The sequence below is a fragment of the Sodalis sp. RH14 genome, assembly GCF_047324285.1.
In the GTDB taxonomy this organism is placed as follows: domain Bacteria; phylum Pseudomonadota; class Gammaproteobacteria; order Enterobacterales; family Enterobacteriaceae; genus Acerihabitans.
Genome location: NZ_CP178739.1, coordinates 2,413,095 through 2,439,757 on the forward strand (window position 1 = coordinate 2,413,095; position 26,663 = coordinate 2,439,757).

The 26,663-nt window shown below is 55.4% G+C and carries 26 protein-coding genes and 1 pseudogene; 14 read left to right on the top strand and 13 right to left on the bottom strand.

Going from position 1 to position 26,663, the window contains the following annotated elements; translation table 11 throughout:
* Positions 1–27: 27 nt before the first annotated feature.
* The gene (locus tag ACL2XQ_RS11040; RefSeq protein ID WP_413730199.1) at positions 28–966 is read right to left on the bottom strand and encodes a sulfonate ABC transporter substrate-binding protein; all 939 of its coding nucleotides are present in this window, start codon (positions 964–966) and stop codon (positions 28–30) included.
* A gap of 388 nt (positions 967–1,354) precedes the next feature.
* On the opposite strand from ACL2XQ_RS11040, the gene ACL2XQ_RS11045 reads away from it, so the two are divergent.
* The 5 genes and pseudogenes from ACL2XQ_RS11045 to ACL2XQ_RS11065 form a co-directional block, all read left to right on the top strand.
* Positions 1,355–2,326 (top strand): aliphatic sulfonate ABC transporter substrate-binding protein, encoded by a 972-nt coding sequence (locus ACL2XQ_RS11045; protein ID WP_413730201.1) that lies wholly within the window; start codon positions 1,355–1,357, stop codon positions 2,324–2,326.
* Positions 2,323–3,777 (top strand): acylating sulfoacetaldehyde dehydrogenase, encoded by a 1,455-nt coding sequence (gene sauS, locus ACL2XQ_RS11050; RefSeq protein WP_413730202.1) that lies wholly within the window; start codon positions 2,323–2,325, stop codon positions 3,775–3,777. Before ACL2XQ_RS11045 ends, sauS begins: the two co-directional genes overlap by 4 nt.
* Positions 3,774–5,438, top strand: a complete 1,665-nt coding sequence (locus ACL2XQ_RS11055; protein ID WP_413730203.1) for an AMP-binding protein — start codon at positions 3,774–3,776, stop codon at positions 5,436–5,438. Before sauS ends, ACL2XQ_RS11055 begins: the two co-directional genes overlap by 4 nt.
* A 47-nt stretch (positions 5,439–5,485) precedes the next feature.
* Entirely contained in the window at positions 5,486–6,781 is a 1,296-nt protein-coding gene (locus ACL2XQ_RS11060; RefSeq protein WP_413730204.1) for a rhodanese-like domain-containing protein, read from the top strand.
* A 587-nt stretch (positions 6,782–7,368) separates the two neighbouring features.
* Positions 7,369–7,654 (top strand): annotated as a pseudogene (locus ACL2XQ_RS11065) (DUF4113 domain-containing protein); the annotation flags it as partial.
* Between the two features lie 90 nt (positions 7,655–7,744).
* Here the strand turns inward: ACL2XQ_RS11065 and ACL2XQ_RS11070 are convergent.
* The 10 genes from ACL2XQ_RS11070 to ACL2XQ_RS11115 all read right to left on the bottom strand — a co-directional run bounded on the left by ACL2XQ_RS11070 (position 7,745) and on the right by ACL2XQ_RS11115 (position 16,341).
* Positions 7,745–8,233 carry a single-stranded DNA-binding protein gene (locus ACL2XQ_RS11070; RefSeq protein WP_413730206.1) on the bottom strand — a complete coding sequence of 163 codons (489 nt, stop codon included), beginning with the start codon at positions 8,231–8,233 and terminating at the stop codon, positions 7,745–7,747.
* A gap of 72 nt (positions 8,234–8,305) precedes the next feature.
* Complete coding sequence (locus ACL2XQ_RS11075) at positions 8,306–8,833, bottom strand: DUF3158 family protein (protein WP_413730207.1); 528 nt, start codon at positions 8,831–8,833, stop codon at positions 8,306–8,308.
* Positions 8,830–9,657 carry a PFL_4669 family integrating conjugative element protein gene (locus ACL2XQ_RS11080; protein ID WP_413730208.1) on the bottom strand — a complete coding sequence of 276 codons (828 nt, stop codon included), beginning with the start codon at positions 9,655–9,657 and terminating at the stop codon, positions 8,830–8,832. The genes ACL2XQ_RS11075 and ACL2XQ_RS11080 overlap by 4 nt, the downstream gene beginning before the upstream one ends.
* A gap of 403 nt (positions 9,658–10,060) precedes the next feature.
* Positions 10,061–11,281 (bottom strand): STY4528 family pathogenicity island replication protein, encoded by a 1,221-nt coding sequence (locus ACL2XQ_RS11085; protein WP_413730209.1) that lies wholly within the window; start codon positions 11,279–11,281, stop codon positions 10,061–10,063.
* Between the two features lie 3 nt (positions 11,282–11,284).
* Positions 11,285–11,845, bottom strand: coding sequence for a DUF2857 domain-containing protein (locus tag ACL2XQ_RS11090; RefSeq protein ID WP_413730210.1), 561 nt, complete (start codon positions 11,843–11,845; stop codon positions 11,285–11,287).
* 15 nt (positions 11,846–11,860) lie between these two features.
* Complete coding sequence (locus tag ACL2XQ_RS11095; RefSeq protein WP_413730211.1) at positions 11,861–13,585, bottom strand: ParB family protein; 1,725 nt, start codon at positions 13,583–13,585, stop codon at positions 11,861–11,863.
* The gene (locus ACL2XQ_RS11100) at positions 13,578–13,841 is read right to left on the bottom strand and encodes a type II toxin-antitoxin system HicA family toxin (protein ID WP_413730212.1); all 264 of its coding nucleotides are present in this window, start codon (positions 13,839–13,841) and stop codon (positions 13,578–13,580) included. The genes ACL2XQ_RS11095 and ACL2XQ_RS11100 overlap by 8 nt, the downstream gene beginning before the upstream one ends.
* A complete protein-coding gene (locus tag ACL2XQ_RS11105; RefSeq protein WP_413730214.1) occupies positions 13,825–14,703 on the bottom strand; it encodes a ParA family protein in 879 nt (292 codons plus the stop codon). The genes ACL2XQ_RS11100 and ACL2XQ_RS11105 overlap by 17 nt, the downstream gene beginning before the upstream one ends.
* A gap of 49 nt (positions 14,704–14,752) precedes the next feature.
* A complete protein-coding gene (locus ACL2XQ_RS11110) occupies positions 14,753–14,965 on the bottom strand; it encodes an AlpA family transcriptional regulator (RefSeq protein WP_413730215.1) in 213 nt (70 codons plus the stop codon).
* Between the two features lie 473 nt (positions 14,966–15,438).
* Positions 15,439–16,341 carry a LysR family transcriptional regulator gene (locus ACL2XQ_RS11115; RefSeq protein ID WP_413730216.1) on the bottom strand — a complete coding sequence of 301 codons (903 nt, stop codon included), beginning with the start codon at positions 16,339–16,341 and terminating at the stop codon, positions 15,439–15,441.
* 578 nt (positions 16,342–16,919) lie between these two features.
* Here ACL2XQ_RS11115 and ACL2XQ_RS11120 point away from each other — a divergent pair.
* Complete coding sequence (locus tag ACL2XQ_RS11120; RefSeq protein ID WP_413730217.1) at positions 16,920–18,167, top strand: MFS transporter; 1,248 nt, start codon at positions 16,920–16,922, stop codon at positions 18,165–18,167.
* Positions 18,168–18,288: 121 nt separating this feature from the next.
* On the opposite strand, the gene ACL2XQ_RS11125 is transcribed toward ACL2XQ_RS11120, so the two are convergent.
* A complete protein-coding gene (locus ACL2XQ_RS11125; protein WP_413730218.1) occupies positions 18,289–19,209 on the bottom strand; it encodes a LysR family transcriptional regulator in 921 nt (306 codons plus the stop codon).
* 224 nt (positions 19,210–19,433) lie between these two features.
* Here ACL2XQ_RS11125 and ACL2XQ_RS11130 point away from each other — a divergent pair, with 224 nt between their 5' ends.
* Genes ACL2XQ_RS11130 through ACL2XQ_RS11165 form a run of 8 tightly spaced genes read left to right on the top strand, consistent with a single transcriptional unit; the run spans position 19,434 to position 25,400 of the window.
* Positions 19,434–20,048, top strand: a complete 615-nt coding sequence (locus ACL2XQ_RS11130; protein ID WP_413730219.1) for a hypothetical protein — start codon at positions 19,434–19,436, stop codon at positions 20,046–20,048.
* Between the two features lie 27 nt (positions 20,049–20,075).
* On the top strand, positions 20,076–20,855 hold the full coding sequence (locus ACL2XQ_RS11135) for an AfsA-related hotdog domain-containing protein (protein ID WP_413730220.1): 780 nt from the start codon (positions 20,076–20,078) through the stop codon (positions 20,853–20,855).
* Positions 20,848–21,681: a hypothetical protein gene (locus ACL2XQ_RS11140; RefSeq protein ID WP_413730221.1), complete on the top strand. Its 834-nt coding sequence runs from the start codon at positions 20,848–20,850 to the stop codon at positions 21,679–21,681. The genes ACL2XQ_RS11135 and ACL2XQ_RS11140 overlap by 8 nt, the downstream gene beginning before the upstream one ends.
* Before the next feature lie 11 nt (positions 21,682–21,692).
* On the top strand, positions 21,693–21,923 hold the full coding sequence (locus ACL2XQ_RS11145) for a tautomerase family protein (RefSeq protein WP_413730222.1): 231 nt from the start codon (positions 21,693–21,695) through the stop codon (positions 21,921–21,923).
* Positions 21,920–22,594, top strand: a complete 675-nt coding sequence (locus ACL2XQ_RS11150) for an HAD-IB family hydrolase (protein WP_413730223.1) — start codon at positions 21,920–21,922, stop codon at positions 22,592–22,594. Before ACL2XQ_RS11145 ends, ACL2XQ_RS11150 begins: the two co-directional genes overlap by 4 nt.
* 8 nt (positions 22,595–22,602) lie before the next feature.
* On the top strand, positions 22,603–23,817 hold the full coding sequence (locus tag ACL2XQ_RS11155; protein ID WP_413730224.1) for an MFS transporter: 1,215 nt from the start codon (positions 22,603–22,605) through the stop codon (positions 23,815–23,817).
* Positions 23,814–24,206 carry a carboxymuconolactone decarboxylase family protein gene (locus ACL2XQ_RS11160; RefSeq protein WP_413730225.1) on the top strand — a complete coding sequence of 131 codons (393 nt, stop codon included), beginning with the start codon at positions 23,814–23,816 and terminating at the stop codon, positions 24,204–24,206. The genes ACL2XQ_RS11155 and ACL2XQ_RS11160 overlap by 4 nt, the downstream gene beginning before the upstream one ends.
* Positions 24,207–24,221: 15 nt before the next feature.
* On the top strand, positions 24,222–25,400 hold the full coding sequence (locus ACL2XQ_RS11165; RefSeq protein ID WP_413730226.1) for an acetyl-CoA C-acetyltransferase: 1,179 nt from the start codon (positions 24,222–24,224) through the stop codon (positions 25,398–25,400).
* An 86-nt stretch (positions 25,401–25,486) separates the two neighbouring features.
* Here ACL2XQ_RS11165 and ACL2XQ_RS11170 read toward each other — a convergent pair whose 3' ends face one another.
* Positions 25,487–26,485: an aldo/keto reductase gene (locus ACL2XQ_RS11170; protein WP_413730227.1), complete on the bottom strand. Its 999-nt coding sequence runs from the start codon at positions 26,483–26,485 to the stop codon at positions 25,487–25,489.
* Positions 26,486–26,663 lie beyond the last annotated feature (178 nt).

The window sequence follows — 26,663 nt, forward strand, 5'->3', positions numbered from 1 at the left end:
GTAAGGTGCGCATCGGACGGTCCGCCGCTACTGTGCGGGCGGCGTCCAGACGGCTTGTGAGACATTCAGGCTTTGCGGAATCAATTTCAATTGGGTGAACGTATCCGCAATCCGTTGCTGGCCGGCGGTCACCGCCGGGGTAATAAACGCAGCCTGATAATTTTGCCGTTCCACCGCAATGCGGGTGATATTCTCCGGCAGCCCCAGCAGGGGAGCCACCTGGCGGGTTACCGCCGCGGGGTCTTCAACGGCCTTCTTATCCACCAGCCGGATTTGCCTGACCAGCTCGGTAATCACCCGGGGATGGGCCGTGGCGAAGTCCCGGGTGGCGAGATAAAACTGATAGTTATCCACGATGCCCTGGCCGTTTCGCAGGGTCCGCGCCTGCAGCTGTTGTTCGGCGGCGGCGGCGAACGGATCCCAAATCACCCAGGCATCCACGCTGCCCTGGATAAAGGCCGCGCGCGCATCGGCGGGGGAGAGATAGACCGGGGTGATATCGCCATAGCTCAGGCCGGCTTCCTGCAGCGCCCGCACCAGTAGGTAATGCACATTCGACCCTTTATTCAGCGCGACTTTTTTACCTTTCAAATCCCCCACCTTGCGCAGGGCGGACTCTTTCGGCACCAGAATGGCTTCCGCGGTGGGCGAGGCCGGTTCATTGGCGATATAAACCAGATTGGCCCCGGCGGCCTGAGCGAATACCGGTGGCGTTTCGCCGGTAAATCCAAAATCAATGGAGCCGACGTTCAATCCTTCCAGCAGTTGCGGACCGCCGGGGAACTCCGTCCATTTCACCCTTATGCCCTGCGAGGCCAGGCTTTTTTCCAGCGAGCCTTCCCCTTTCAGCAAAACCAGGGTGGTGCCGGATTTCTGATAGCCGATACGCAGGGTATCGGCGCCATAGGCACCGGCCGAGACGGCCAATGAAAGCAATAATGCAATACCGCCGCGCAGATTCATCATTTCTTTCCATCTTTATGAGTGAAAAGAAAATCCTAACAGCGCGGGAAATTGTTCGGTAAATGTTATTTTCAGCTTTGGATAGATATTCTTTTGCTAAAAGAAAAATCATATTCATAAATATAGGGCCGCTGTTAATAGCCGGTATGAAAATATTCTAATAAAGTAATGTTGTTATATGGATGTTTATCTTAAAGGGCTTTTGTGTTTCTAAAATGCCGGATCCAAGGCGGCGTTGAGCGTTTTCCCTCCTGGCGAAAGCCTGCCGGCAAGGCCGGGAACCGGACCGGATATTAAGGGATAAAATAGACTATCTAAAGTTGATTATATACTTTGACAGTACAGGGCAACTCTTGGAGCTTACTATTACCTATTCTTGTCGGATACCGTTATGTCTCGCTTTACGTTTACCTTGCGCCGTCTTATTTTTATCGCCGTTCCTTTATTGGCTTTATTGATTCAATTCAATGCGCGGGCGGAAACCGTTCTGCGTATCGGTTATCAAAAATCCTCCACCTTGCTGACCCTGGTGAAATTGCAGGGCACGCTGGAAAAAGAACTGGCTCCCCGGGGAATTAAGGTCAGCTGGTATGAATTTTCCAGCGGCCTGCCGCTGTTGGAGGCCCTGAATATCGGTAATGTGGATGTCTCCGCCGACGTGGCGGATACCGTGCCGGTCTTCGCCCAGGCGGCCGGCGCCGATTTGACCTATTTTGCCCGTGAAGAGCCCTCGCCGGATGCCCAGGCAATCCTGGTGCCGCAAAATTCACCGCTGAAATCCCTGGAAGATTTGAAAGGCAAACGCATCGCGGTCACCAAAGCGGCGGGCAGCCATTATTTGCTCATCGTTGCCCTGGCGAAGGCCCACCTGACATTCCATGATATCACCCCGGCTTACCTGACCCCGGCGGACGGCCTGGCGGCGTTTGAAACCGGGCAGGTGGACGCCTGGGTAACCTGGGAACCCTTTGTCGCCGCCGCCGAACGCCGGCAGCATGCCCGCGTGCTGGCGCCGGGGCAGGGGCTGGCCAGCTATCAGCGCTATTATCTGGCGTCCAGTTCCTATGCGCGGCAGCATCCCGAGATCCTGGAGCTGATTTACCGGCAGTTGGAACACACCGGCGCCTGGGTCAAGTCCCATCCGGCCGCTGCGGCGAAATTGCTGGGACCGTTATGGGGCAATCTGGACGTGGCCACCGTGGAACAGGCCAATGCCCATCGCACCTATCAGGTAAAACCGGTGACCCTTGAGAGCCTCGGCGAACAGCAGCGCATCGCCGACGCGTTTTTTGCCGCGGGATTATTGCCTAAACACATTAATGCCCAGGCGGTGCCGGTCTGGCAGCCGGCCGCCGCGAAATGAGCCCGGCGACACCCTCGCCGGCCTCCCTCTCCCCGGCCGGGGAGGAAACGGCGCCGGCCCGGCTGATTCACTCCCTGGTGGCGCGGGCGCGGGAGGCGCAGCGGCGGATAGACGGTTACAGCCAGGAGCAAATCGATTTGGTGGTGAGCGCCCTGGGCTGGGCGGTGATCAATCCCGCCAATAACCGGGCCTTGGCAACCCTGGCGGTAGAGGATACCGGTCTGGGCAATGTCGAAGATAAGGTCATCAAAAATCATCGCAAGACGCTGGGGCTGCTGCGGGATCTGCACGGTAAAAAAACCGTCGGCGTGATTGGCGAAGATCCGCAGCGCGGGATCGTCGACATTGCGCGGCCGGTGGGGGTCGTGGCCGCCGTGACGCCCTCTACCAACCCGGTGGCCACGGTAATCAATAACATTATCAATGCCGTGAAATGCCGCAACGCCGTTATCGTGGCGCCGTCGCCGAAAGGGGCCGCCAGCTGCGCCCGATTGCTGGCGCTAATCTACCCGGAGCTGGATGTCCTGCGGGTTCCCCGCGATCTGGTGCAAATGCTGCCCGCCCCCGTCCGCCGCGAGCACACGCAGTTGCTGATGGGCGCGGCGGACCTGGTTATCGTCACCGGTTCCCAGGCCAATGTCCGGGCCGCGACGCAAAGCGGTACGCCCACCTTCGGCGTCGGTGTCGGCAACGTGGCCACGATTATCAGCGAATCGGCGGATTTGACCGCGGCCGCCCGCAAGATAGCGGATTCGAAAACCTTTGATAACGCCACCAGCTGTTCCGCGGAAAACAGCATCATCATCCCGTCCGGCCGCTACCGGCCGATGCTGGACGCCCTGGCGGCACAGGGCGGCGTGGTATTGACGGCACGGGAAAAGGCCCGGCTGCAACGGGTCCTTTGGCCCGACGGCGGCGGCAAGCTGGCGCGGGATCGGGTGGGCCGATCCGCGTTGTTGCTGGCTGAAGCGGCCGGATTAACGCGATCCGCCTGCCGGAGTGCCCGTTTTTTCATCGTCGAGGAAGAGGGGGTGGGCGAACGCTTTCCCTTTTCCGGTGAAAAACTTTCGCCGGTGTTAACCGCCTATCGGGCGGATGATTTTCACCAGGCATGCGACCGGGTCAGGGCGCTTTATGCCTGGCAAGGGGCCGGCCACTCCGTCGGCCTGCACGGCACCGATCCGGCGGAGGCGCTGACGGCGGGACTCACCCTGCCGGTGAGCCGCGTTATCGTCAATCAAGCCCACAGTTTTGCCGCCGGCGGCAATTTTGATAACGGATTGCCCTTTACCCTGACCCTGGGCTGCGGCACCTGGGGCAAAAATCACTTCTCCGACAATCTCAATTACCGGCATTTTTATAATAAGGTCCGCATCTCGCGCCCCATAGAGGAAAATATCCCTTCGCTGGATAGGCTGTTCGGCGATTATCTGCGCAGGAAGGGATCGTGAAGGGCAGCGGCGAAGCAACGGTGAACGGCGCCGAAGCCGAAGAAGCGGCCTTGGGCAACACCGGCGCCGAAGCAGAGAGAGCAGCGCGGGGCGACACAGGCACCGAAGAGGAGGACGCGGCGCCAGACGCCGCCGACTCGCTGCCGGCGGTGCTGGCCCGGCATCTGCGTGAGGGCGCCGATCGGGTTTTCCTGATTTGTCCGGAGACCGAACGCACCCTCACCTTCGCACAGCTGGCCCTGGCCGCCCGGCGCCAGGACGAGCGGTTAATGGCCACCGGCCACCGGCCCGGTGATCATATCGCGCTGCTGCTGCCCGGCGGCTTTGACACCGTGGCGCTTTGCCTATCATGCATGCTGACGGGTTACGTGCCGGTGCCCCTGAGTTTGCTGGCCGCCGACACGGCCCTGGCGTGGATTATCACCCATTGCGGCACTAAAACCGTCATCACCAGCCGGGAGTCTGCCCCTCGCCTGCGGAGGGTGCTGGACAGCCTGCCGCCGGCAGGCCGTCCCTTGATGGTGATCCGCGAACGGGACCTGCCGATGGACGATGCGGTCATCTGCAAGCCGCACCCCGCCGACGATCCGGCCGCCTGTCCGCGGCAGTTGTCCGCCCGGAGCCCGGCGCTGTTGATGTATACCTCGGGCACCACCGGCCTGCCCAAAGGGGTTGTTATGACCCACGGCAATATGCTGGCCGCGGCGGAACGCATCGCACGTTGGCATCGGCTTACGCCGCAGGATCGTCTGCTGTGCGCGTTGCCGCTTTACCACATCAACGGCCAGGTCATCGGGACGCTGGTTCCCTTTGTCAGCGGCGGCAGTCTGGTGGCGCCGCGGCGTTTTTCCGTCTCCCGCTGGTGGGGCATGGTGGCGCGTTATCACTGCACCTGGCTCAACCTGGTGCCCACCATGATAGCCTTCCTTTTGCACGGCGCTTCCGACGGCGATGCCCGCTATCCCTGGGTCAAATTCGCCCGCTCCGCCTCCGCGCCGCTGCCGCCCGCCCGGCACCGGCAATTCGAGCAGCGGTTCGGCATAACGGTCATCGAGGGCATGGGTATGACGGAGTCGGGTTCGCTGGCATTCTGCAATCCCCATACCGGCCGGGTATATGGCAGCGTCGGCTTGCCCTGCGGCATTGAGACCGCCGTTGCCGGTCCCGGCGGGGAGCGGCTGGCGGATAATCGCTGCGGCGAAATCCTCCTGCGGGGCCCAAACATCATGGCCGGCTATCATCTGGACAGCGCACAAACCGCGGCGGCCATTGACGCCGGCGGCTGGCTGCATACCGGCGATCTTGGCTATCGCGACGCGCGCGGATTCTATTTCATTACCGGGCGGATGAAAGAGATCATCATCAAGGGCGGAGAAAACATCGCCCCGCGGGAAATCGACGAGGCGCTGGCGGATTTCCCCGGCCTGAGTGACGCGGCCGCTTTTGCGATACCCGATGCCGATTACGGTCAAAATATCGCGGCGGCGCTGGTATTGCGGGCCGGCATGGTTCTGGATGAGGCCGGATTGCGGGCATGGTGCCTGGAGCGGTTGGGGAGTTTCAAAGCGCCGGTGTGTTTTTATATCGTTACGGCATTACCTCGGGGTGGCTCGGGTAAAGTGCAGCGATTGGCGCTCTGCGCCAGATTCCCCCATGGCTGATGTAGCCATATCGCTACTCGATTGATCTGATTCAGGAGTATTTTTACATGACCAACCCCCTTTTCCCCCGCAGGCAGGCGGACGAAATTCGCCAGGCCTTGTTGAACCGGCAGGAAGTGGCGCTGGTGGACGTACGCGAGGAAGCTTCTTATGCCGAAGGGCATCCCTTGTTCGCCGCCAATATCCCCTTGTCCCGGCTGGAGGCTGATGTCATGGCGCGCATTCCCCGGCGCTCCGTTCCTGTGACCCTATATGATAACGGCGAGGGACTGGCAGCCGTCGCCGCGCGCCGGCTGCAGGCGCTGGGTTACCTGGATGTGGCTTTGCTGGCGGACGGACTGGCCGGCTGGGCGGCGGCGGGCGGCGAACTGTTTATCGACGTCAACTCGCCCAGCAAAGCGTTTGGCGAACTGGTGGCGCACCGCCGCCAGACGCCGTCTTTGGCGGCGGAAGAGCTGAAACGGCTGCTGGACGCCGCCGAGGATGTGGCGGTGCTGGATGTTCGGCGTTTCGATGAATACCAGACCATGAACATCCCCGGCGGTATCAGCGTACCGGGGGCGGAGCTGGTATTGCGGGTCCGGGATCTCGTACCATCCCCCACCACCCGCATTATCGTCAACTGCGCCGGACGCACCCGCGGTATTATCGGCGCCCAGTCGCTGATTAATGCCGGTATTGCCAACCCGGTGGCGGCATTGCGCAACGGCACCATCGGCTGGATGCTGGCCGGGCTACCGCTGGAGCACCATCAACGGCGCCGTTACCCCGCTGTGAGCGAAACGGCGGGCCGGGTTGCCGCCGTCGCCGCAAGGCGGGTGGCGGATCGGGCCGGAGTGAAACGTCTGGGTGCCGGCGAACTGCAGCGCTGGCTGACACAGCCGGATCGCACCACCTATGTCTTTGACGTGAGACAGCCGGAAGAGTATGCCGCCGGTCATTTTCCGGCGGCCCGTCCGGTCCCCGGCGGACAGCTGGTGCAGGAGACCGATCACTACGCCAGCGTACGCGGGGCGCGTATAGTCCTGACGGATGGCCGGGGCGGGACGCGTGCCGATATGACCGCTTCCTGGCTGGCGCAAATGGGCTGGCAGGTTTGGGTGCTTGACGGGGAGGATGCCGGTTTTACCGTATCCGGCCCCTGGACCGCGCCACTGCCGGAACTGTCGCCGGACGAAGCGGCATTCCAATCGCCGCGTCCTTTGCCCCGGCGCTACCGCCGTCCCTATGAAGGCACCGGTAATTCCCCCCGGGCCATGCAGGACTATATCTCCTGGGAGCTGGGACTGGTGGCACAGCTGGAGCGGGACGGTAGCCATGGATTTTTTGTGCTGACATTTTAAGAATAAAATTTTGGTTATTTCTTTTAGTAGACGATATAATTTTACCCCCCAGGCGGGGGGTAAAATCATCTGGTACTCCCCAGACCGTGACCTCCCGCCTGGATTCGGGATATAGCGATTTTTTTTATTGTCCGGCATAGGATCAAAAACCAGCATATTACTGCCTATGCTCTCCATCAGGGCCATGAACACGTTGGGTCTGTGATCCGCCGGCCAGGGATTGGCGGGGGTACGCGCATCAAGGGAGTTCAAGCCGGACTGCTGCAATCGAGCATGAGGGCCAGGGCCAAGCTTTATATATCAGTTGCAACGCTCATGTGAAAGTGCTCTATGAGCGACTGCTGCTGAAAGGAAAGGCCAAGATGTCGGCGCTGGACGCGGCGGTGAGAAAACTGATTTATCTATGTTATGGAGTGCTGCATACGCAGCAGCCCTATGATAAAAATTATCTGATAAAAACCAGTTAGCTCTGTTTAAGTGCAAGACGGTTTCCCCGACCGGGCATCCTGTGAGCGTAAGTGCTTTATAAGCGGCCGCCAAAGGAGAAAAATTATCGAGCGAAACGCTGTCAAAGTTGTTGACTTGGAAGACGGCTCGATCGGATTTGGAACGCAGGGCACCGTTACTTGAAGGCCGGCGTGATGCTGGCTGGCTTCTACAGCTAGGTGTCGCGCAGTTCAACCTGTTCGACGAGCATCAACCTCAAAAGAACAGTGCCGCGCTGACGCATATGGTGGACGGGCTGAAACAGATCAGAAAGGGCAAGGTCTGGTTCGCCGGTCAGGGTGTGCAGAAAAAATCATGGGTGATGAAACGGGCATGCTCTCACCGACTTATACAACCCGCTACGCTGATTTGCCTGTTGCCAGATAAGGTTGCGTGCTGTTTGTATAACAATGTGCCGGGCAGACGGCGCGAAAGAGAGTGATTACGGCGCGTCCGGTCAGTTAGGAGAAGCGCAAGCTATCCCCAGGGGATAGCTTGCGGGTAAACGGAAGGCCGTATCACAATGACCGTCCTGCGCACCCAGCCTATTCGGTTGGCGCTGGCTCCGCCGGTGGGGGGTAATGCTGATGAGGACGCCGACTTCGGGGCGAGCTTGACCGACTCGATGCGGTAGGGCTGGATCCCCACGCTGCGTGCGTTGATGCGATAGGTCGTGCGGGCATTGTTGTTTTCATCGGTCCAGTCGTCGCGCTCCTCACGCCCCTGAACCACGATGCGCATGCCCTTCTGGAACAGCGTGGCATAGTGCTCGGCATCGCGATGCCACCAATCGACCGGCCGCCAGAAACCGCCGCGGTCCTCGTAACTGCCGTCCTTGGTGGGCACAGGATTGTCGAAGTAGACGTTGAGGCGCAGTACCCGCCGTGGCTCCTCGTTGCCGTTCGGGTATTCGTTGAACTCAGGCGGCGAGCCGATATTGCCCTCGTTGATAAAATAGGTGCTCATGGTTGCGATCTCCGTGGTGGTTGAAAGGCCCGCACCGTCACAGCCTGCGCGGGTGTGCTGCAGCGAGGCGGATCAGGGCTGTGGCCGGTAATACGAGTGTGCTGCGTCGGTGAGCGCGTTCATCCGGCGCAGGTAGACCTCTTCAGCCTGGGCCATCTTGCTGGCGCATTCCTGGGCCTGGCGGCTGAGGGTATGCAGCAGGCTGATTTGCATGTTCAGGGCGATGCGTTGCTGTTCAATAGCGAGCAGATCGTCCAACAAGGCGACGAGTGAAGTGCGGTCCATCAGTTCTTCCCACAGCGCCACGCCCATACGCGAGCGGTCGAGGTTGCGCCAGCGCAGAAAGGTGGTCCCTGCGCCAGTGGCCTGCTGGGCCAGGGCAATGGACAGCAGGTTGAACGGGGGACGGTGTGTCTGCGACAAAACGCGCCGCTGCGCCAGGCCAATCAGACTGTCGCGCAGTGAATGGCACTGGCTGGCCCAGTCCTCCAGACCCCCCTTACCCTTAAAGGGTCTTAAAAGGCCTTTTAGATAGGCTGCGTGTTCCAGACCGCGGAAGTCCGCCTGTTCCAGACTGACAAAACGGTTCGGGCCACTCATTCAGATCGTTCCTCATCATCGGAATCATCAGGCGCAGCTGTGTCATTGGATACCTCAGCCAAGACGCTGGCCCCCTCGGTTGCGAGAACGGCCCCCTCATCCTTAGCCGTTGCTGAGCTGTCTGAGCGTGTGGTCATGGCCGACGGCGGCGGACGACGCAGCAGCGGTGGGGCGAAGCGTGAGCGTCGGGTGCCTTCGAGCACGGCCTGCGGCAGCGGCCCATATTTCTCAAGCGCGGCGCGGGCTGCGGCATTGTTCGCGGCGAAATCGTCGCGCGTGGTGCCTGAGTAGCGAAACTGCTGGGCCAATGAAAACAGACTGCGCAAGGCATGTGCGCCATCGTTGAGCCAGCGCTCCAGTGTGCTGCGGTCGATGAGCGCGGTGTGATGTGCCAGGATGAGCTTGCGGGCGATATCGTCGAAATCCGCCAGCAGGTAGACCGCCATGAAACCCAATTGCGAATTGACGAACAGCGGCAGCTTGACCGGCTGAACGTTCAAATTCTCACCTAGGCTCAGGGCTGCGGGAACATCGGCCAGTGCCAGATCCACCTGTTCGCGCAGGGTATGCAGCGTGGCGCGAGTCTGCTCAAGCTTCTCCTCGATGCGTAGCATCCATTCGTCACTGTAGGGATCGTCCTGTTCCGAGCCGCGTTTGAGCTTGTTCATGACCGAGACGTAGCCGGCCAGGCCAACGATGCTGGGCCGGCCATCGCTGGCAGCGCGGCCGTGCCAGATACGGGATGCGTGGTGCGTATGCAGCGTCAGTGTCATCGCACTGCGCAATGACCCGAGGTTGAGTTGCAGAGGTTCGTTGTTTGCCATGGAGACGCCTCGCAGTTGAAGAACGAGTCGCCAGCATCGCGATAGCATGGAAGGCTGTCAGTCGGAAAACCGCACTTGGCGCTATCCCGATTCTTGCGATGGCATGGCAGGTATCACACCTATCCCCAGGGGATAGGTGGTCCTCGCACGCCGGCTTCTTCCTTGATGCCGGACGACGCAGGGGTCGGACCTACCCCCCTGGGGATAGTTTGGGATAGTGAGAATTGGCTGAATCGGCGGCCGCCATCCCTCGGTGGTGTGGCATCAATCAGCTATCCCCTGGGGATAGCACCGAAGCCGGCCGACTTCGCGTGCCGGTCATCTTCCTCGATGCCAGATATGCCATGGGAGCCGGACTTATCCCCCGGGGATAGCCTGCAGTCCTTGTCGCCGGCAATCTCCGTTAGCATACCGGACGCGAGCGGATATGCAGCAGGGCACGCAGCCGGGCAATATGCTGCAAGGCCGCCTCGCGGGAAGCCGGCGGCGCCGCTGTGTTGGCCGAGGGCGATGCCGGAGACGGTGTCGCAAGCGGACACGTCTCGGCCTGGGCGACGACCCATGATTTGAACTCGCCGCGGATGGCTTTCTGAATGATGCCGAACAGGTAGCCGGCCGGGTTGCGCACCGCGGCGCCGCGGCGACAACGCACCGCCCATTCGTCAAGCACGGCTTGCCGTTGGCCTGAGTCGACCTGTTGCAGGGCAACCAGCGCGCCAGCCTGTTGTTCCTCCTTCAGTGCAAGAAAACGTTCAGGCAGTTTCAGGTTCGGCAACCCACGCGCACGCGGTACAGTACGTACTTCTTTTTCTTTTTCTGTAATACGTACTGTACGGACCGTCTTCGGATCCCGAAGACGGGCGTCAGGCGGCACTTCCGGCCCGGCTTCGGATTCCGAAGTGAGGGGAGCACGAATCCGAAGAAGGTCGTCATCCCCGTCTTCGGATTCGTGGACGGCCTGCGCCTCGTGTGCGCGTGTGACGTTCCCCTCCTGTCGGGCCATACGTTGCGCCAGCACCTGTAGACGAGTGGGTAGGGTTCGTCCGCTGAGCAGTGGGTCCGCGGCGATTTCCCTGAGCGTGTTGCGGCCGGTGACCTGAACGGCCTTGGCCGCATGCGTCAGCGACTGGCTGACCAGGCCGAGGTAATCCGGATCGAGTTGCATAGCCTCGAACGGGGTCACGGGCTCGTCGTGCAGCACATAAACATTCCCCTGGATGCGGCCGGACCTGCGGTCACGGCGACGTCGCACCAGGCTGAGCCAGCGGGTCAGCCGCAGGAGCGTGAGGGCACGTGCCACGGTTTCATGCGAAGCCTGCGGCCCACAGGGCATGGACGCAAGCCAGGGGCGCAACTGGTCATAGGTGGGGAACGCGGTGAGGCCATCGCCATTGAGTTGCAGGCGGAACACTTGCCAGGCATTGCGCTCCAGCGGCGTCAGGCGCGCATCAAGAAATAACGCGCGGGGAACGCTTTCGTGCCGGTTGCCGCTGTAAAGCATGCCATCTTTGAAGGATGAAGACGCAGATGACTCAGGTGGCGGAGTCACTTTGCGCAGGGCGTCATCGAAGAGTTCGGACAAATCGACGGATCCGTGGTGCTGGGAGGTGCCATCCAGCCTCATGGTCTACACCAGCCCCTGGTCGACCCATTGTCGTACCGCGGCCCAGACAACCGACATGGGCAGCACCATGTTCTCGGCAAGCTCCATGGCCAGGGGCAGCATCGCCATCTCGTCTGCGGGCGAGATGGCGTGTTGCTGCAGGCCATCCTTCCATTGCTGCCACAATGCTGCATCCTGGGCTTCATCCAGGACGGGATGGCGACCCTTGCGCCGGGGCAGGCCGAGAATATCCCGGCGTAGCGCCACTTCCTGGTGTGTGAGGCCAAAATAGCGGCTGACCATCTCCGTGCTGGCCCCCAGGCGCAGCATGCGGTCAATGGTTTCAACCTCTTTGCCGATGTCCTGTGCCTGATCCAACAGCCGGAGCAGTGCCTCACGATTGATGGATACCGTGCACCAGGACACCGAGGCGTTGACCAGCAGGCTGACCAGTGCCGGATGCTTGAGGGCATCGAGCTCTTTCTCGCCGAATCCCATTGCTTTGCAACGGCGCAGCTGTCCGTTGCGCAGGTCATGCAGGGCCTGCGCGATGACGGCCTGGTTCAGGGGATGGGGTGACGACATGTTGGCCTCCCATCCTCAACCGTCGTCGTGCGCAGAACCTGCTTCGAGATCCAGCAGGCGGCGCGCCAGACGCAGTAGTCGGAAGAGCTTCACCAACGCCTCGTCACTGAGCCGCGCGATAGTATCACCATGCCCATACAGAAGGGCGGCCAGTGCGTCAGGCGGCACAGGGTGATCAAGCCTCTCGGGCAGCGCGGAGGGGTTAGCCAAGGCAGCCAGCAGAGTCAGTACCGCCTGCGGGAATGCAGGGAATGAGGCAGCATCGCGAGGCGGTGAAGGTGAGGTACATACGAAACCGATACCGTCATCGCAGAGCGTGATCCAGTCGGTCGCCGAGGCTTCCCCAGCGATCTCGCGGGCGAACTGCGCGATATGGACGCGCAGGCGCTCCGGTGTCTCCAGCCCTGGCTCTATGTACCAGACATCGGTGATGGGATAGAGCCCGCCGACCTGGATCGGGATGGCCTGTAGCACATTGTCGGCAAAATCAGTAACCTGGTCGCCCAACTGATCGGCGACCAGACGCTGGATGGATTGCAGACGATCGGTAGTGGGCGCCGGCGAGATGATATGTCCCAGCAGGCGTTCTTCCTGCTCTTCCTGCTGCGCGTACCCCGCCGGAAGTGTTTCTTCCGACGATTGGATGTCCGGTCCGGGCGTGGAGGGTTCCTTCTCGCCCGCAGGTGGCATGAAGGTCGTCTCCGGAGCAGTGGTGGACGCACTGCCGGGACGGAGTCGGGGTGTTGCAGCGGGAGCCTCGGATGGGGCCGGGGAGCGGGTTGCCGGAAGGGACGGTTTAGTGCGTGGCTCCGCCGCAGGCGGCGTGTTCGGCGCGGGCGGACTGGTCAACACCTGCTGGCGATGTTCGCTCTCGATGACTTCCAGATTGAGCGTGTCGTAGTTCAACTCCAGCAATTCAGCCATCTGCCCGATCAACTCGTCCTGGACACGCTGCAGCGAGAAGGTGTCGGAACCTGCGTCGAACGGCGCCAGCACGTCTTGGAAAAAAGAGGCGAAATCCATAGGAAGTCGTTTGGCTGCAGAATGTGCTTCCCAGGCGCGCTCACAGGCCCGGCGCAACACGCCAAGGCGTTCGACCTGATGGCGGCCAAGCCCGCCGTAGAGCACCGTCGGAATGACGGGCAGCAGGTAGCGGACGGCGTCCTGCATGCGGCTGATGTGCGACTGTTGAATCGGGTAGCCGTCCGCCGAAAGACGCCTGGCCAGCTCGGACTGCGACAGGGAACGTCCATCTTCCTGCTCGTAGAATTCGCGGGCTTCTTCAACACCGAGCGCCCGCTCGATAAAAGATAGCCTGCCATGAAGTTCGTCTTCAGCGAGGTGGCCGGTCAGCACGATGATTTCGCCACGTTCCGGCCAAGGGCGAAACAGGCAGGAAATACGAAAAAAACGCTCTTCCTTAGTTTCGGCCCATAACTCGCGCAGGATGGCCAGTCGCGTATTGCCGCCGTTGCGAATGATGAAATGTTCGGCGCCCGGCCGGCGGGTAATCGGGGGCGGGGCATCGAGTCCTCGTTCGCGGACAGAGGCCTTGATCTCCTCGTAGAGGGGATTGCGCGTCCGGCGCGGGTCGAGTTCATAGGGGCGCAGTTCGTCAAGCGTGACCACCATCGGGGTATCGGCAATCGGGTCGCTGAGCGCTGCGGCGGAAGGTCCGCTGCGTTCGAAACCTGCCGATAGCAGTTTGTCGGCCATGCCTTGTGAAGTCAGTTCAGCCATGGCCGTCCTCCCGCAGGGAAGACCGGCTAGCAAGCTCCGACGCTTGACGTTTGGCGCGGCGCAGTCGCGCGCGGGCGTTACGTCCGACCCGGTGGTCGCTTGGCGTCGAGCCGGTGTAAATGGTGGCATAGCCGGGCCGGATGAATTTCAGATGGCCGCCGTGCGTACGCACCACGCGCCAGCCTTCAGCCAGTGCGAACTCAATGACCGCGCGCAGTTGCTTGTGCCCCCGGATCAACTCATGGATGTTCGACATGGACAGGTCCTCCCGTCGTCATGCGCGTTCTGACGCGACCGGTGACGAGGGCGAACCTGTCATGCCAGTGCGGGAACAGTTCGCATGCCAGCGCACGCATCGTCTCCAGTGCGGCGGGCGCGATGCGGTCGATAGGCTGCCGGTACTCCACCCGGTGAACAGGAAGTCCCCGCGTTGAGGCGCGGGGGTAGGCTTCAAGGGCGGGAACGCCGGTGTTAAGCACGCGTACCGCAGCCTGCTCCTGGAACATCATCCTCAGGGCCTGCTGGATCAACCGGGCGTTGGACGAGACCGGATGCATGCGGTTGATGAGCAGGCTCAATGGTGGCGGAACGATGCCCACACGGCGATAGGGCGCCAGATCCTTGATCAACTGCAGGGTGCCACGACGTAACTCGCGGGCGGCCAGGATCTCCAGCGTGACCGGGGACAACACCATATCCGATGCCAATACGGCCATTTCAAGCAACACGCTGCGCGCCCCCTGGGTATCGATCAGCAGCAGGTCGTAGCGCGGCGCCAGGGCGGGTAGCAGATGTCGCAAGCGCAGGCGTCCATCGGGTGCGTGCAGCAGCAGCGTGTTGAGTTCGCTGCGATCGTCGTTGGAAATGACCAGGTCCAGTCCGGTGATAGCGGTATGCGAGACCAGTTGCTCAATGCGTTGTTCGTTGAACGCCAGCAACTCGTAGATGCCGGCGGGTGCCCGCGCCGCGAGCGAAAAATAGCTCGACAGGGTCGGCTGCACGTCCAGGTCCAGCAACAGCACACGCAGGCCGGCGTCCGCGGCGAAGCCGCCGAGATTGGCCGCGGTCGTCGTCTTACCCACACCGCCTTTGGTCGAGATAATGGAGACAACCTGCATGATCGCACTCCTCGCTGAATGGAAGGAAATGGTCCTCGTTGGAAGACGTTCAGATGCGATCTTTCAGTCGCTCGATGATCCACTGATCGATTTCAGCGGAGTCCCAGCCCACCGCGCGTACGCCGAGGCGCAAGGCTTTGGGAAACTTGCCTTCTTTCATCAGGTTGTAGATATGGGCGCGCTTGAACCCCGTTTTTATTTCGACTTCGGCGCGCCGCAGAATGCGGTGCTCCTGGGCCGGGTCGTTATCTTGATTTGACATACAGGCCACTCCTTAATGCCGTGTGGCATTCCTGGGACTGACCCGTATTAGAGGAAAACCAACACAAAAACGCAGCAAACAAAAGGTTCAAGCGTCTCACCGTATTGTTGTGTCCTGCATGCCTGACTCAGACGTTGAGTTAGGCTGACACCAGTGGAGAGACGGCACGAATTAGGAATGAACAGTTTTGTTGAAGAAAATAATTGATTAAAATTTGAACGACCTTGTCGTCAATAATTTTTAACAGGCGAGGGGTGTAATGAGAAAAACAAGGTGGTGAGGCCAAAAAATTTAGCGGATGCGCGCAGGTGGAAATGGGAATAATTGTTACATTTTTTGTTTAAATTAATTTATCAATATGAAAAAAGTGATATGCGTCAAAGATTGCAACTTGAAAAATTTCTTGGGCTGATGATAAAAAAGGCATGGTCAATTGACTTTTGCCATGCCTTACCACTGTGAACGAGTTTGCATCATTGGCTTTGAGAGAAGTGGTTCATTTCACCGGCTCGGTGCAGGAATCGCGCAATGGCGGGCTCAGGATCGCGTTCCAGCAGGACAAAAAAAGTCGAGGTGTCGGGAACATCGTCTTGCATCGGTCTGACAATGACGTCTGGATGCGCATAGAGGGCCAGTTGAGATGCCAGCCCTATGCCGATACCGTAACCCGCGGCCACCAGCATGATCATTTGCTCATGCCCGGATACATATTCAGCGATGTCTGGAAGAGGCAGGTTTTTGCTTGAAAACCAGCGAGATATGACTTTGTAGCCGCCCGAGCATTTTTCGGGGTGGCAGAGTATGAGGCGATTTTGAATAGCGTTTTGCAGGGCCACCGTTCTGACGCTGAGCAGGGGATGATGCGTCGGGATAACGACTGCCGGACGTTCACTCCAGACCTTATACTTGATGTATCCATTCTGGCGTTCATCATCGAGGGTGATGCCAATATCAATCTGATCATGATGCAGGGCACGGAGCATTTCGCTGGTCGTCATCTCCATGATGCGGATCTCGGTGCCGGGGTCTTCCTCACGGCTTCTCGCCAGCAGTCTTGTCAATGGGGGTTGAGCAAGACTATCGGCCAGGCCAAGGCGGATCCGTCCGCACAGACCCTGAGAGGCCGCCTGTACACGGGATTGTGCGTTTTCGAAAAAAGAGAGCATGCGGCGAGTTTCCTCAAGTAGTACTTCGCCAGGCCACGTCAGTTGTAAACTCCCTTGGGTCCGATTAATCAGCCTGACGCCAAGTTGTGACTCCATCTCATGGACGGCGTGGGACAGGGAGGACGGTTCAATATGCACGCGTACCGACGCACGTGTGAAGTTAAGCTCTTCTGCGACAGCCATAAAATATCTAAGGTGACGAATTCTCATAATATATTTCCTTTAGTGAAAGTGGGTAGTTCCGGTGAGCGATGGGGGTCTTTTTTTTTTTAGTTGCTTATGATCTCACGCTGGAATGCGTTTGATCTGGTAGCAGGCAATAGGTGAGTTTGGTCAAGAGATAGACATTCGTCCTGCTCTAAGTCGATGTCAGATTGGTAGCGTATCCCACGTACCGAGATCCTAAGCCTTAGCAACAGAAATGGTGGTCTATGCGCACAGTTGCGAAAAATCGTCGCATTCTACCTTGGCGAGCGATTACGGCAGTTGTTGTATAGGTGTGGTGGTGGGCAGCGTCGCTACTGGGGGATTAGGCAAAAAGCTGCTAATACGAAGACTCGGTAAAGAAAGAGCGTCTAAATTGGGCAGAGGATTCCATTATATTGATGATCGCATTTTCCGGGGAAAAGATCGGCAGGGTCGGGAACGTGTCGCCATCGTTGCAAAAGTGATCTCCCGTGGGTACGGACCAAAACTTGGACTACTTTGGAGGTAGTTCATGTATTCTTACGAGAAGAAACGCGTACCTCGTTAAAATCATTTGTAGGCTAAAAAATGGCAGATTGAATATGAAGGAAAACCGATTTTTTGGATGGTACGTGGTTTACGCCACACATATTTTACTGGCACTGATTTTTGGCGCGGCTTATTCTTTTGGCGCATTTTTTTCGCATATTCAGTCAAGTTTTTCGGCAGGGAGTTTTTCCGTCGCGTCCATCTTTTCACTAACAGCATTGCTTTATTATATTGTCGGTGTTTTCTCCGGCACCCTTGCCGATAGACTGTCACCCCGTGCGGTGGTGATAACCGGTATTGCATTGTTATCCATGGGTTTTTTTGCCAGCAGCTTTTTGTCGTTTTCTCTGCACTGGTTTATTCTCTGCTTTGGTTTGTTGGTTGGCCTGGGCGTTGGTCTGGTCTATGTCCCGGCGATAACGACGACACAGCGGTGGTTTATAACCAGGCGCAGCCAGGCGTCCGGAATAGCCCTTGCGGGAACCGGCGTGGGGACGTTCATTGGGCCGACTGCGGCGGGATGGTTAATGCAAAGTCTGTCCTGGGAAGCCACCCTACGCATTTTTGCTGTTTTCATTTTGATTTCCGGTGTGCTTGCGGGTTGCCTGATGAGAAGTAAACCGGAAGCTTATGGTTTGTTGCCGGATGGCGAGAAAAAAAATGAGAATAGCCCGCCGGGCAGCGGGAAGGCATCAGCGGGCTCGGGATTTAGAGAGGCCGTCACCGCGGCGCCTTTTTGGTGGTATTTCAGCGCCATATTCCTGGGGTCTGTCGGACTTTTTTTAGCTCTGGTACATATCAATCCTTATGCGCGGCAGTTCAGCCTTTCCGCCAGTGAGGCGAATTTGCTGATAGGATTGATCGGGGTCGGCAACGTGGCAGGACGTTTGTTTTTGGGCCGGGCAGGGGATCGTATGGGACCTCGCCGGCTGTTGCAGTATTTGACCTTTTCATTGGCACTGCTAAATCTTTTTTGGCTTGAGGCCCATAGTTTTTGGTCACTTGCGATTTTTGCCTTGTTGTTCGGTGTAGCGAATGGCGGGTGTATCGCACTTTATCCGGCAGTGGCGGCAGGATGGTATGGTACGACAAATTTGGGCGCCATTCTGGGCGCGCTCTATATTTCTGTTGGCGTAGCGGCAGTCGCCGGCGGCAGTCTAGGAGGACTTCTTTTTGACCTGAGCCATACCTACTCGGCTTCTATCCTGTTTAGTACATTTTGTGCATTACTGTCAGTTTTGTGCATTATCATGGCTCGCAGAGCAGTGAACAAAGGCACTAACATTTCCGCTATAGATTGAAGCGGAGAGATAATAATGTATCCTGTAAAATGATTTGCGTACGGCAATTCAGGAAATTTAATCGGCAGGACATGATTATACCTAAAAATTTATTTGAGCTTTAGCAAATATCTAACCACTATTATGGTTCAAAGGGCTCAGATGCAACACCGGCTAATAACTGTTCTACCGCGGCGAGGACCTGAGCACGTATTTTCCCTTTCCGTGTCACCATATACACATCGATATTCAGTTTTTGTCCAGTCTGAGCGTCCAGACATCTATAGCATAAGCCTTTGCGCGACGACAGGCACATAGACTTTGGCATCAGCGCCATACCTTCCCCCCGAGAGACATGGGCTAGCGTCAACAATGAGTCATCCGGTTTACGTTTAAGTGTAAACGGCAGGCCTTGAAATACAGTCTCGCACTTATCATAGAAACTCGGATTGGCACTACGGTTAAACCAATAAAGAGATAAATCAGCAACATCCTGGAGCGACACACGCTCTTGAATACTGGCAGGGTGAGCAGATGGCATCGCCAACATCAGGGGTTCTTGATGCAGCCAATGGAAGACGAAATCATTGAGATTACCTGCGGGTTTTTCGCCCGTCAGGACAATATCGAGATTGCCGAGCTCAAGGATATGTAATAGTTGTTTTGACGTCAGCTGGTAAGAGAAAATATCATCAGCATCGATCAGCTTTTGCAAATGTGTATTAATGGTTGGGATCAATGTGAAATCCAGCGTTCGTGTCATCCCAATTTTGACCCTGTCACTAACGACTTTCAGCCCTTTCATAACCTGTGAAAGCTGGTCGATCAGTTGCCTGGCCTGCTTATCAAGCTTGAGCCCGACCTCCGTTAAATGAACCTGATGTGTATCTCGGGTGAACAAATGGCTGCCAATAACATCTTCCAAACACTGGATCTGACGGGTAAGCGGCGGCTGCGTCATGCTCATACGCTCCGCTGCGCGCCGGAAATTCAGCTCGTCGGCCACCGCAATAAAACATTGTAATTGTTTGATTGTAGGAAGTTTTTCTTCTGGGTGAATCATATTGGATCTCCAGCGTCTTTTCTACCATCTTCCAGGGAAAAGAGAATAATAGATACAATAAGATAACCCTTTTCAGTTGGCAGAAACGTAAGGACTTTATTTTTGGTAGACACCCCAAACAAAAATCCGTGATACTTAAATTATATTACAAAAGTAGCAATTCTCATCAATGAGTAAAAGGATAGTGTGAAGTCTCTCACACAAAACATAATATAGGCTTTACTATGTCATCCAAATATGTACTCATTTCGCGCTTTCCGCTGAAAGCTAATGCAGACAAACAGGTTCTCACCTCACTGGTTAACAGCAGTAACAAAAGGTATTTTATTTCAGATGAACCGGGTTTAAATGAACTGCTGGAACTGCGCGCGTTCACTACCCTTGCGGAAATTGCCACCCAGGAAGCGGAATTAGAGAGCGCATTTACTCTTTTTGCCAGCGACCTGGTAGGCGATATTCGCCGTGAATTGGTAAAATATGTCGAAGCGCCCATTGAATCGCAGACTGATTTACCTGAGACAGAATATGTGCAATTAAGGCATGTTGAAGTCCCTGCCGAAAATTACAAACAATACCGTCAATGGCGTGAAAAAACCATCTTCAACGTGGTTCGCGATAATAAAGATAAAATTGTTAGTTTCGGAGCTTATCACTCTTTGATCAGCGGGCAGCCAGGTGTGATGTTTATCTCGGCATTTGATGGCAATAAAGAGGCTTACAAGAAAGCTTTCACCAACGAGCGTTATAAGACCATTATTCAGCAAGCTGGTGATAATTACATCACCGGTGGCAATGACGGTCTTTATACCCGATTTTATCGCTCTATCGTAGGTTTATAAAACTTCATCCTATTATGAGAATTTGTCATGACTAAAAAAATAATTGTTGTTGGTGATAAATTCAGCGAATTTTCTAACGGCAGGGATATCATTACTATCAGCCAACTGGATTTAATCACTCAGATCCCGGCAAATATTATTGATACGGCCAGCCAATTCATTGTAGGACAAGGTGTCCGAGAAGATTATGCCGGGAAGGTATTAGATAACCAGGAACGAAATAAACATCATGAAAATAAACTGGATCTGACCGAATTGCAACAACTGGCCACCACGGGTAAAAATGTACATTCTCACAAAGAATTGTACCATAATATTTTGATTGGCACCGCGGGCAGAGTGAGTGAAGATCTTTATGTTATGCCACTTTCGATTGATGAGCGCTGTGAACTCATGGCCGATCATCAAACAGGCAAACATATTCAGGGCATGATATTGGTTGAAGCGAGTCGCCAAGCCTTTATTGCCATTACCGATGAGTTTTATATGGCTGATAACACTGTCAGCACATATTACGTCATTAATGAAATGAATATGAAGTTTGATAATTTCCTTTTCCCATTGCCGGCATTGATATATTACGAACTGTTGGAAAAAGACATTAATGAACGGCGTTCACGCTTTAAAGCGATCGTTCGTATTTCTCAACATACGACCCTGTGCTCATCCATGGACGTTTCTTTTACGGTTTATCCCTCTGTCGTTATCAGTGAACGGGAAGAAATATTGGCAACCGGTATGACGCATTCTGTCTTGCAATCGAAAATTGACCCCTCCATGGCTATCAAAGGAAGCACACATGTCTGAATTACACGGCCAGCGCTATACCCTGGCCGGGACCACGCAGGGGCCGCTTTATCCCCCGGCAGAGGTCATGGACGCGCAGGGTAATTTTGTCGTCATCGGTCAGATCTCGAAAGACACCGGTATGAGTTGGGGGGCGGCCATTGTTGATAAAGAGAGTCCGCTGCCGCCGTTCGGTAAAATATTGCCTTATAAAATAAAGCAAGATATCGATACATTGACTGAGGCGAAGCTGGCAGAAATAACGCTGTTTGCGCTGCCATTACCTTTGCCACTGAATAACTATCCCATGCTTTTTTCTCCAGAACAAAGACCGCTAGCAGCGCTGGACGTCAGGCCGTCGATGCCGCTGCATGAAGGGCATATTGCCGATTATCGCTCCATGGATGGGAGACGCAAATTACCGGCCATTACATTAGCGGATTGGGTTAAGGCACAGGGAGAGTTAATCGTCTCTGTCAGTGAAGATAAACGCTCTGCACGGTTTGATTTCACCTTTAAAGGACTGGTTCCCGACAGTGTGTACACCGTGATGAGCCAGCGAGAAAGAGATCTCGACCCTATTTTACCCAGTCGCCCCGGACCGTTAGGCATTCCTAATGTCTTTATGACTGACGCCAGCGGGGATGCACAATACTGGGCGCAGTTGCCGAATCCATTCCCTGCTGATGGAGAAAACCGTAATCGGATTATCAATGTGGTGGTGTTATTTATGAGCTGTCAGCAAAGCTACGGCGGAGCCATCGGATTATACGGTTTAGGCGGTGATATTCATGCCCATCTGAAACTTCCGACACTCTCATTCAGTGAGTTCACGACCTTTGATTAAGGAATAGAACAATGCCATTTGTCCAAATAACCACCTGGAAAATGAATGACGAGGCTAAAGTAAAAAATTTAGTCGATGAAATCACTCGCTCCGTTCATATACATTGCGGTGCGCCGCTGGATAAAATTTCAGTGGTGATTGTTGAATTGCCTCCTTCCCGTTGGTCCGATGCCGGCGTATTAGGCAACGACCCCACTTTCCCCCTCCAAAGTCGTAGAAAAGACTACGGGGAGGAAAAGTGAAATTAACGGCCGCCTTCTTCGATGTCGATGAAACATTGATAAAAATGAAAAGCATGTTTCATTTTTATCAATATTGGAGTGAGAGCCGACAATGGACATCAAAACATCAACAATTTACTGCCAATTTTAAAAATGCGGTTGCACAGGGTGTGACCAGAGAAGAACTTAACAAAATGTATTATCGTGAATTCGCTGGCGTTGATATTGAAGATCTCTATCATATGGGTGAAGCATGGTTCAATAAATATTTATCCCATAATGAGACCTATATTGCTTGTGCCGTGGAAGCACTTCAACAACATAAAATTAATGGACAGGTTGTTGTTTTTATTTCAGGGTCAATGTTGCCTTTACTTAAACCGTTAGGTCGACGCCTGGGCGCTGACGCTATCCTTTGCACTCCATTACTGTTGAATGATAAAGGCCTGTTGACCGGGGAAATTGGTGAGCCACAAACTATAGGCATGGGAAAACAGCGAGCGTTGTTAGCATTCAGTCATGGAAAAAACATTAACCTCATGACGAGTTATGCCTATGGTGACGATCTTTCAGATATTCCTATGCTAGAAACCATCGGTCATCCTGTCTGTGTCGGGGAATATTCAAATCTTGCTGAATATGCTGAAAAGAATCAATGGAAAATTCTCAAAGAGAATATTCCCTCACATTAAGGAATAGTATGAAAAATACATTAAATGATAATCAGCCGCTCACTCTGCAAACATGGCTATCGTTGATTATTTTGGCACTGTCCACGTTCACCATTGTCACCACTGAACTTGCGCCGATTGGCCTGTTAACACCTATGGCCCAGGGGTTGCACCAGTCAGAATCGATGATTGGGCTGACCGTGACCTTGTATGCCTGGGTCGGAGCGATCAGCGCGCTGCTCTCGTCGCTTTTGTTGGGGAACTTGCCTAAAAAAATGCTGCTGTTGGTACTGACGTTAATCATTCTAGTTTCCAATAGCTTATGCGCTTCGGTAAACAATTATCAATGGCTATTGGCAGCCCGCGTTATCGGTGCATTGGCTCATGGGGCATTTTGGGCAATGATCGGCGCCACGGCGGTTTCATTAGTCCCCGCACGTTTTATTGGCGTGGCGACGTCCATCGTGTTTGGGGGTGTTTCAGCCGCCAGCGTTTTTGGCGTGCCCCTGTCAAACTATATAGGCCTGAACCTCGGGTGGCGGCCGGCCTTCTGGATGATGTCGCTGCTCAGCGTGATAACGTTTCTGGGCATCGCGTTTATCGTGCCCAAAGTCAAAAGCAGTAGCACGCTGGGCCTGGCCGCTTTAGGTCGCGTTATGCGCTCGGGTCCACTGTGGAAAATCTACGCCGCTACCCTGCTCGCCATCACTGCGCATTTCGCCGCCTTCACTTTTATTGAACCTTGGCTGCAAAGCGTCCATTCCCTGTCCTCCCGCATGATCCCGGTGATGTTATTCGTGTTTGGTATCGCCGGTTTAGCCGGTAATTTCCTCACCGGAATGCTGATCGATAAATGGCTGAAACCCATGGTTTCGCTGTCCATCCTGCTGATTGCCGCTGTTCTGATAACCCTTGGGCAATGGGGGCAGACATTAGCTATCGGTCAAATTCTGGCGCTGATCGTTGTCTGGGGCCTGGCGGTGTCCGGCATTTTCGTGGGTTTCCAGACATGGGTATTAAGGCTGGCCGGTGACAATGCCTTTCCCGCCTCAGCGATTTACGTTTCCTTTTTTAACGCCGCGATAGGCTGTGGCGCTCTGGCGGGTGCATGGCTGGTTGCCAGCCTGAGTATTCCGGTATTGATGAGCATTGCCGGCGTGGCGATTGTCTTGTCATTGTTATTGGTCGCCATTATTCCGGTGAGAACCGAGCAAGCGGCGGTATTGACTGGGGGCACAGCATGAAATCAGGCAAAGATTTAACCGAATACGGTCGCTCGATAATGAACCAAATTGAGTCGGGTTTGGCAGATAAAGTCAGCAACCGTTTAGCCGAGCTTGACGCCGACTTACCGCAATTGATCACCGATTACGCTTTTGGCGCCGTCGTCGGGCGTGACGGATTGGACCTTAAAACCCGGGAAATGATCACCGTGGCTTCATTAATCACGTTGGGCACTGCACAGCCGCAACTGGAGCTGCATATGCGCGGAGCGATGAACGTCGGCGTGACACCGAAAGAATTGCTCGAAATTGTCATCCAAATGGCGATCTATGCAGGCGTTCCCGCCTGCATGAACGGACTGACCGCTTATCGTCTGGCTATTGCTCAGACTACACAGAAAAACGGGTGATAAAGGAAACGCAACATGAGAGACGTCGTGATAGTCGCAGCAAAACGGACGGCCACTGGCAATTTTCAGGGTGCTCTGGCCGAGCAAGCCGCCGTCACATTGGGTAGTGCCGTGGTCCAGGCTCTGTTAAAAGAAACCGGCGTCGCCGCCCATGAGATAGATCAGGTTATCATGGGGCAAGTCCTGACCGCGGGATGTGGCCAGAACCCCGCGCGCCAAACCGCCTTAAAGGCCGGCTTACCGGTGAAAATTCATGCGCTGACCATCAACAAGGTTTGCGGCTCAGGCCTGAAAGCCGTTCATCTAGCGATGCAGGCGATCCAGTGCGGTGACGCGGAATGTGTGATTGCCGGGGGCCAGGAAAATATGTCGCTGGCGCCGCATATCCTTAACGCGGCGCGTAAAGGATTGCGCCTCGGGCATGCCGATCTGAAAGATACCCTTATTCAGGATGGTCTGTGGGATGCTTTTCATGATTTTCATATAGGGGTCACGGCGGAAAATGTCGCCAGACAATTCGGTATTTCACGTTTACGGCAGGATGAATACTCGGCGGTTTCCCATCAGAGGGCGTTAAAAGCGCAGCGGGATGGGCATTTTCTCGATGAGATCGTAGCTTTCGAATTCGCCAACAGAAAAGGCGAAACCATCCGTTTCGACCAGGATGAAGGGCCGCGCGAAACCAGCTACGATAAATTGTCGTTGTTGAAACCGGTGTTCCAGGCAGCAGGAACGGTCACTGCCGGCAACGCCTCATCACTGAATGACGGTGCGGCTGCGGTCATGTTATGCAGCCGGGAAAAAGCCGGCAGTCTGGGCTTAACGCCCCTGGTGACCGTGGGGCACTTTACGAATTCCGGTATTGAGCCTGAAATAATGGGTGCCGCACCGATCGAAGCCATTCGTCGCTGTTTGAAAGAGCAGATGTGGGAAATAGCTGAACTTGACGTATTGGAGTCTAACGAGGCGTTTGCCGCACAAGCGCTGGCGGTTTTGTCAGAACTGCACATTTCCCTGGATCGCGTAAACCCCAATGGGGGTGCCATTGCCTTGGGCCACGCGATCGGCGCCTCGGGTTGTCGAATACTGGTGACACTGATTCACCACATGCGGCGTAACAACTTGCATAAAGGCATGGCCGCGTTGTGCATAGGGGGCGGAGAAGGTGTCGCCTTGGCGGTAGAGCGCGGTTAATGACGTGCTGACGTAAATCACAAAACGGCTGAGTAAAGTTTTCAGCCTTTTTGCGTTTTCACTCTTCGGTTGCCTGGATAATAACGTTACGCATTGACACCTTTCATGCCTTCCTGACTATAACGTTCGCCTTTTATCTCGATCTGGTCTTTCAGTTTGGTGATAAAAACCACATCGTCTTCACTTAACTCAATGTCTGCTGCTGCGGCATTTTCCCGTGCATAACGGCTATTTTTCGTGCCAGGGATAGGAACTATCTGGTCATATTGCGCCAGCAGCCAGGCAAGTGATAGCTGGCCGAGCGTACATTGATATTTCGTAGCCAACGGCTCGATGGCATTAAGGATCTTGGCATTAGAGTGTAAATTTTCATCACTGAAACGGGGATTGTTTTTGCGGAAATCGTCATCGGAAAAATCGGCGTTGTTTAAATATTTCCCCGTCAGAAAACCGCGTCCCAAGGGCGAATAAGGGACCACACCGATACCTAGGCGGATGGCCGTAGGCAAAATATTCTGTTCGATATCACGAGTCCACAAGGAATATTCAGTTTGTAACGCCGTGACCGGATGAACCCGATGGGCTTTTTCAAGCGTTGTGGCGGAGACTTCGCACAACCCAACATGCGCAATTTTGCCTTCCTTCACCAACTCGCTCAAGCAGGACATACTTTCTTCAATCGACGCCTGCGGGTTAATGCGGTGCAGATAATAGAGGTCAATACGCTCGATGCCTAACCGTTGTAATGAATCATGGCAGCAGCGGCGTATATAGTCCGGTTCGTTGTTAATGCTGCGTGCATACGCCGCTTCAACCGGTCGGTAAATACCACACTTGGTGGCGATGTTAATCTGTTCACGCTGACGACCTTTCAGCGTGCCAAGAAAGTGACCGATCAGGCGTTCATTGTGTCCTCGCCCATAGATATCAGCGGTGTCGAGTAAATTAACGCCACTTTCGATGACCGTTTTTAATACCTCAAGAGAATCAGTATCCTTGGCCTCTCCGTAGAATTCGCTCAAGCCCATGGCGCCATAACCCATAGCCGAAACGGTAAAATCTTTACCTAGTATTCTCATTCGCATCGTCATTTCTCCTCGTGATTGAAAAGCAAGTATGAATCAAGACATGCTGCAGGAGAATTTCAAAGAAATTAATATAATAAAAGTATTACCACGCAAACCTTAGCTTTGCTTTTCCCAGCATCTTGATCGTGCAGTGGCCAAGCTGAAAGAGAGGCGGCCGGAGCAGAGCAGGGGGCTA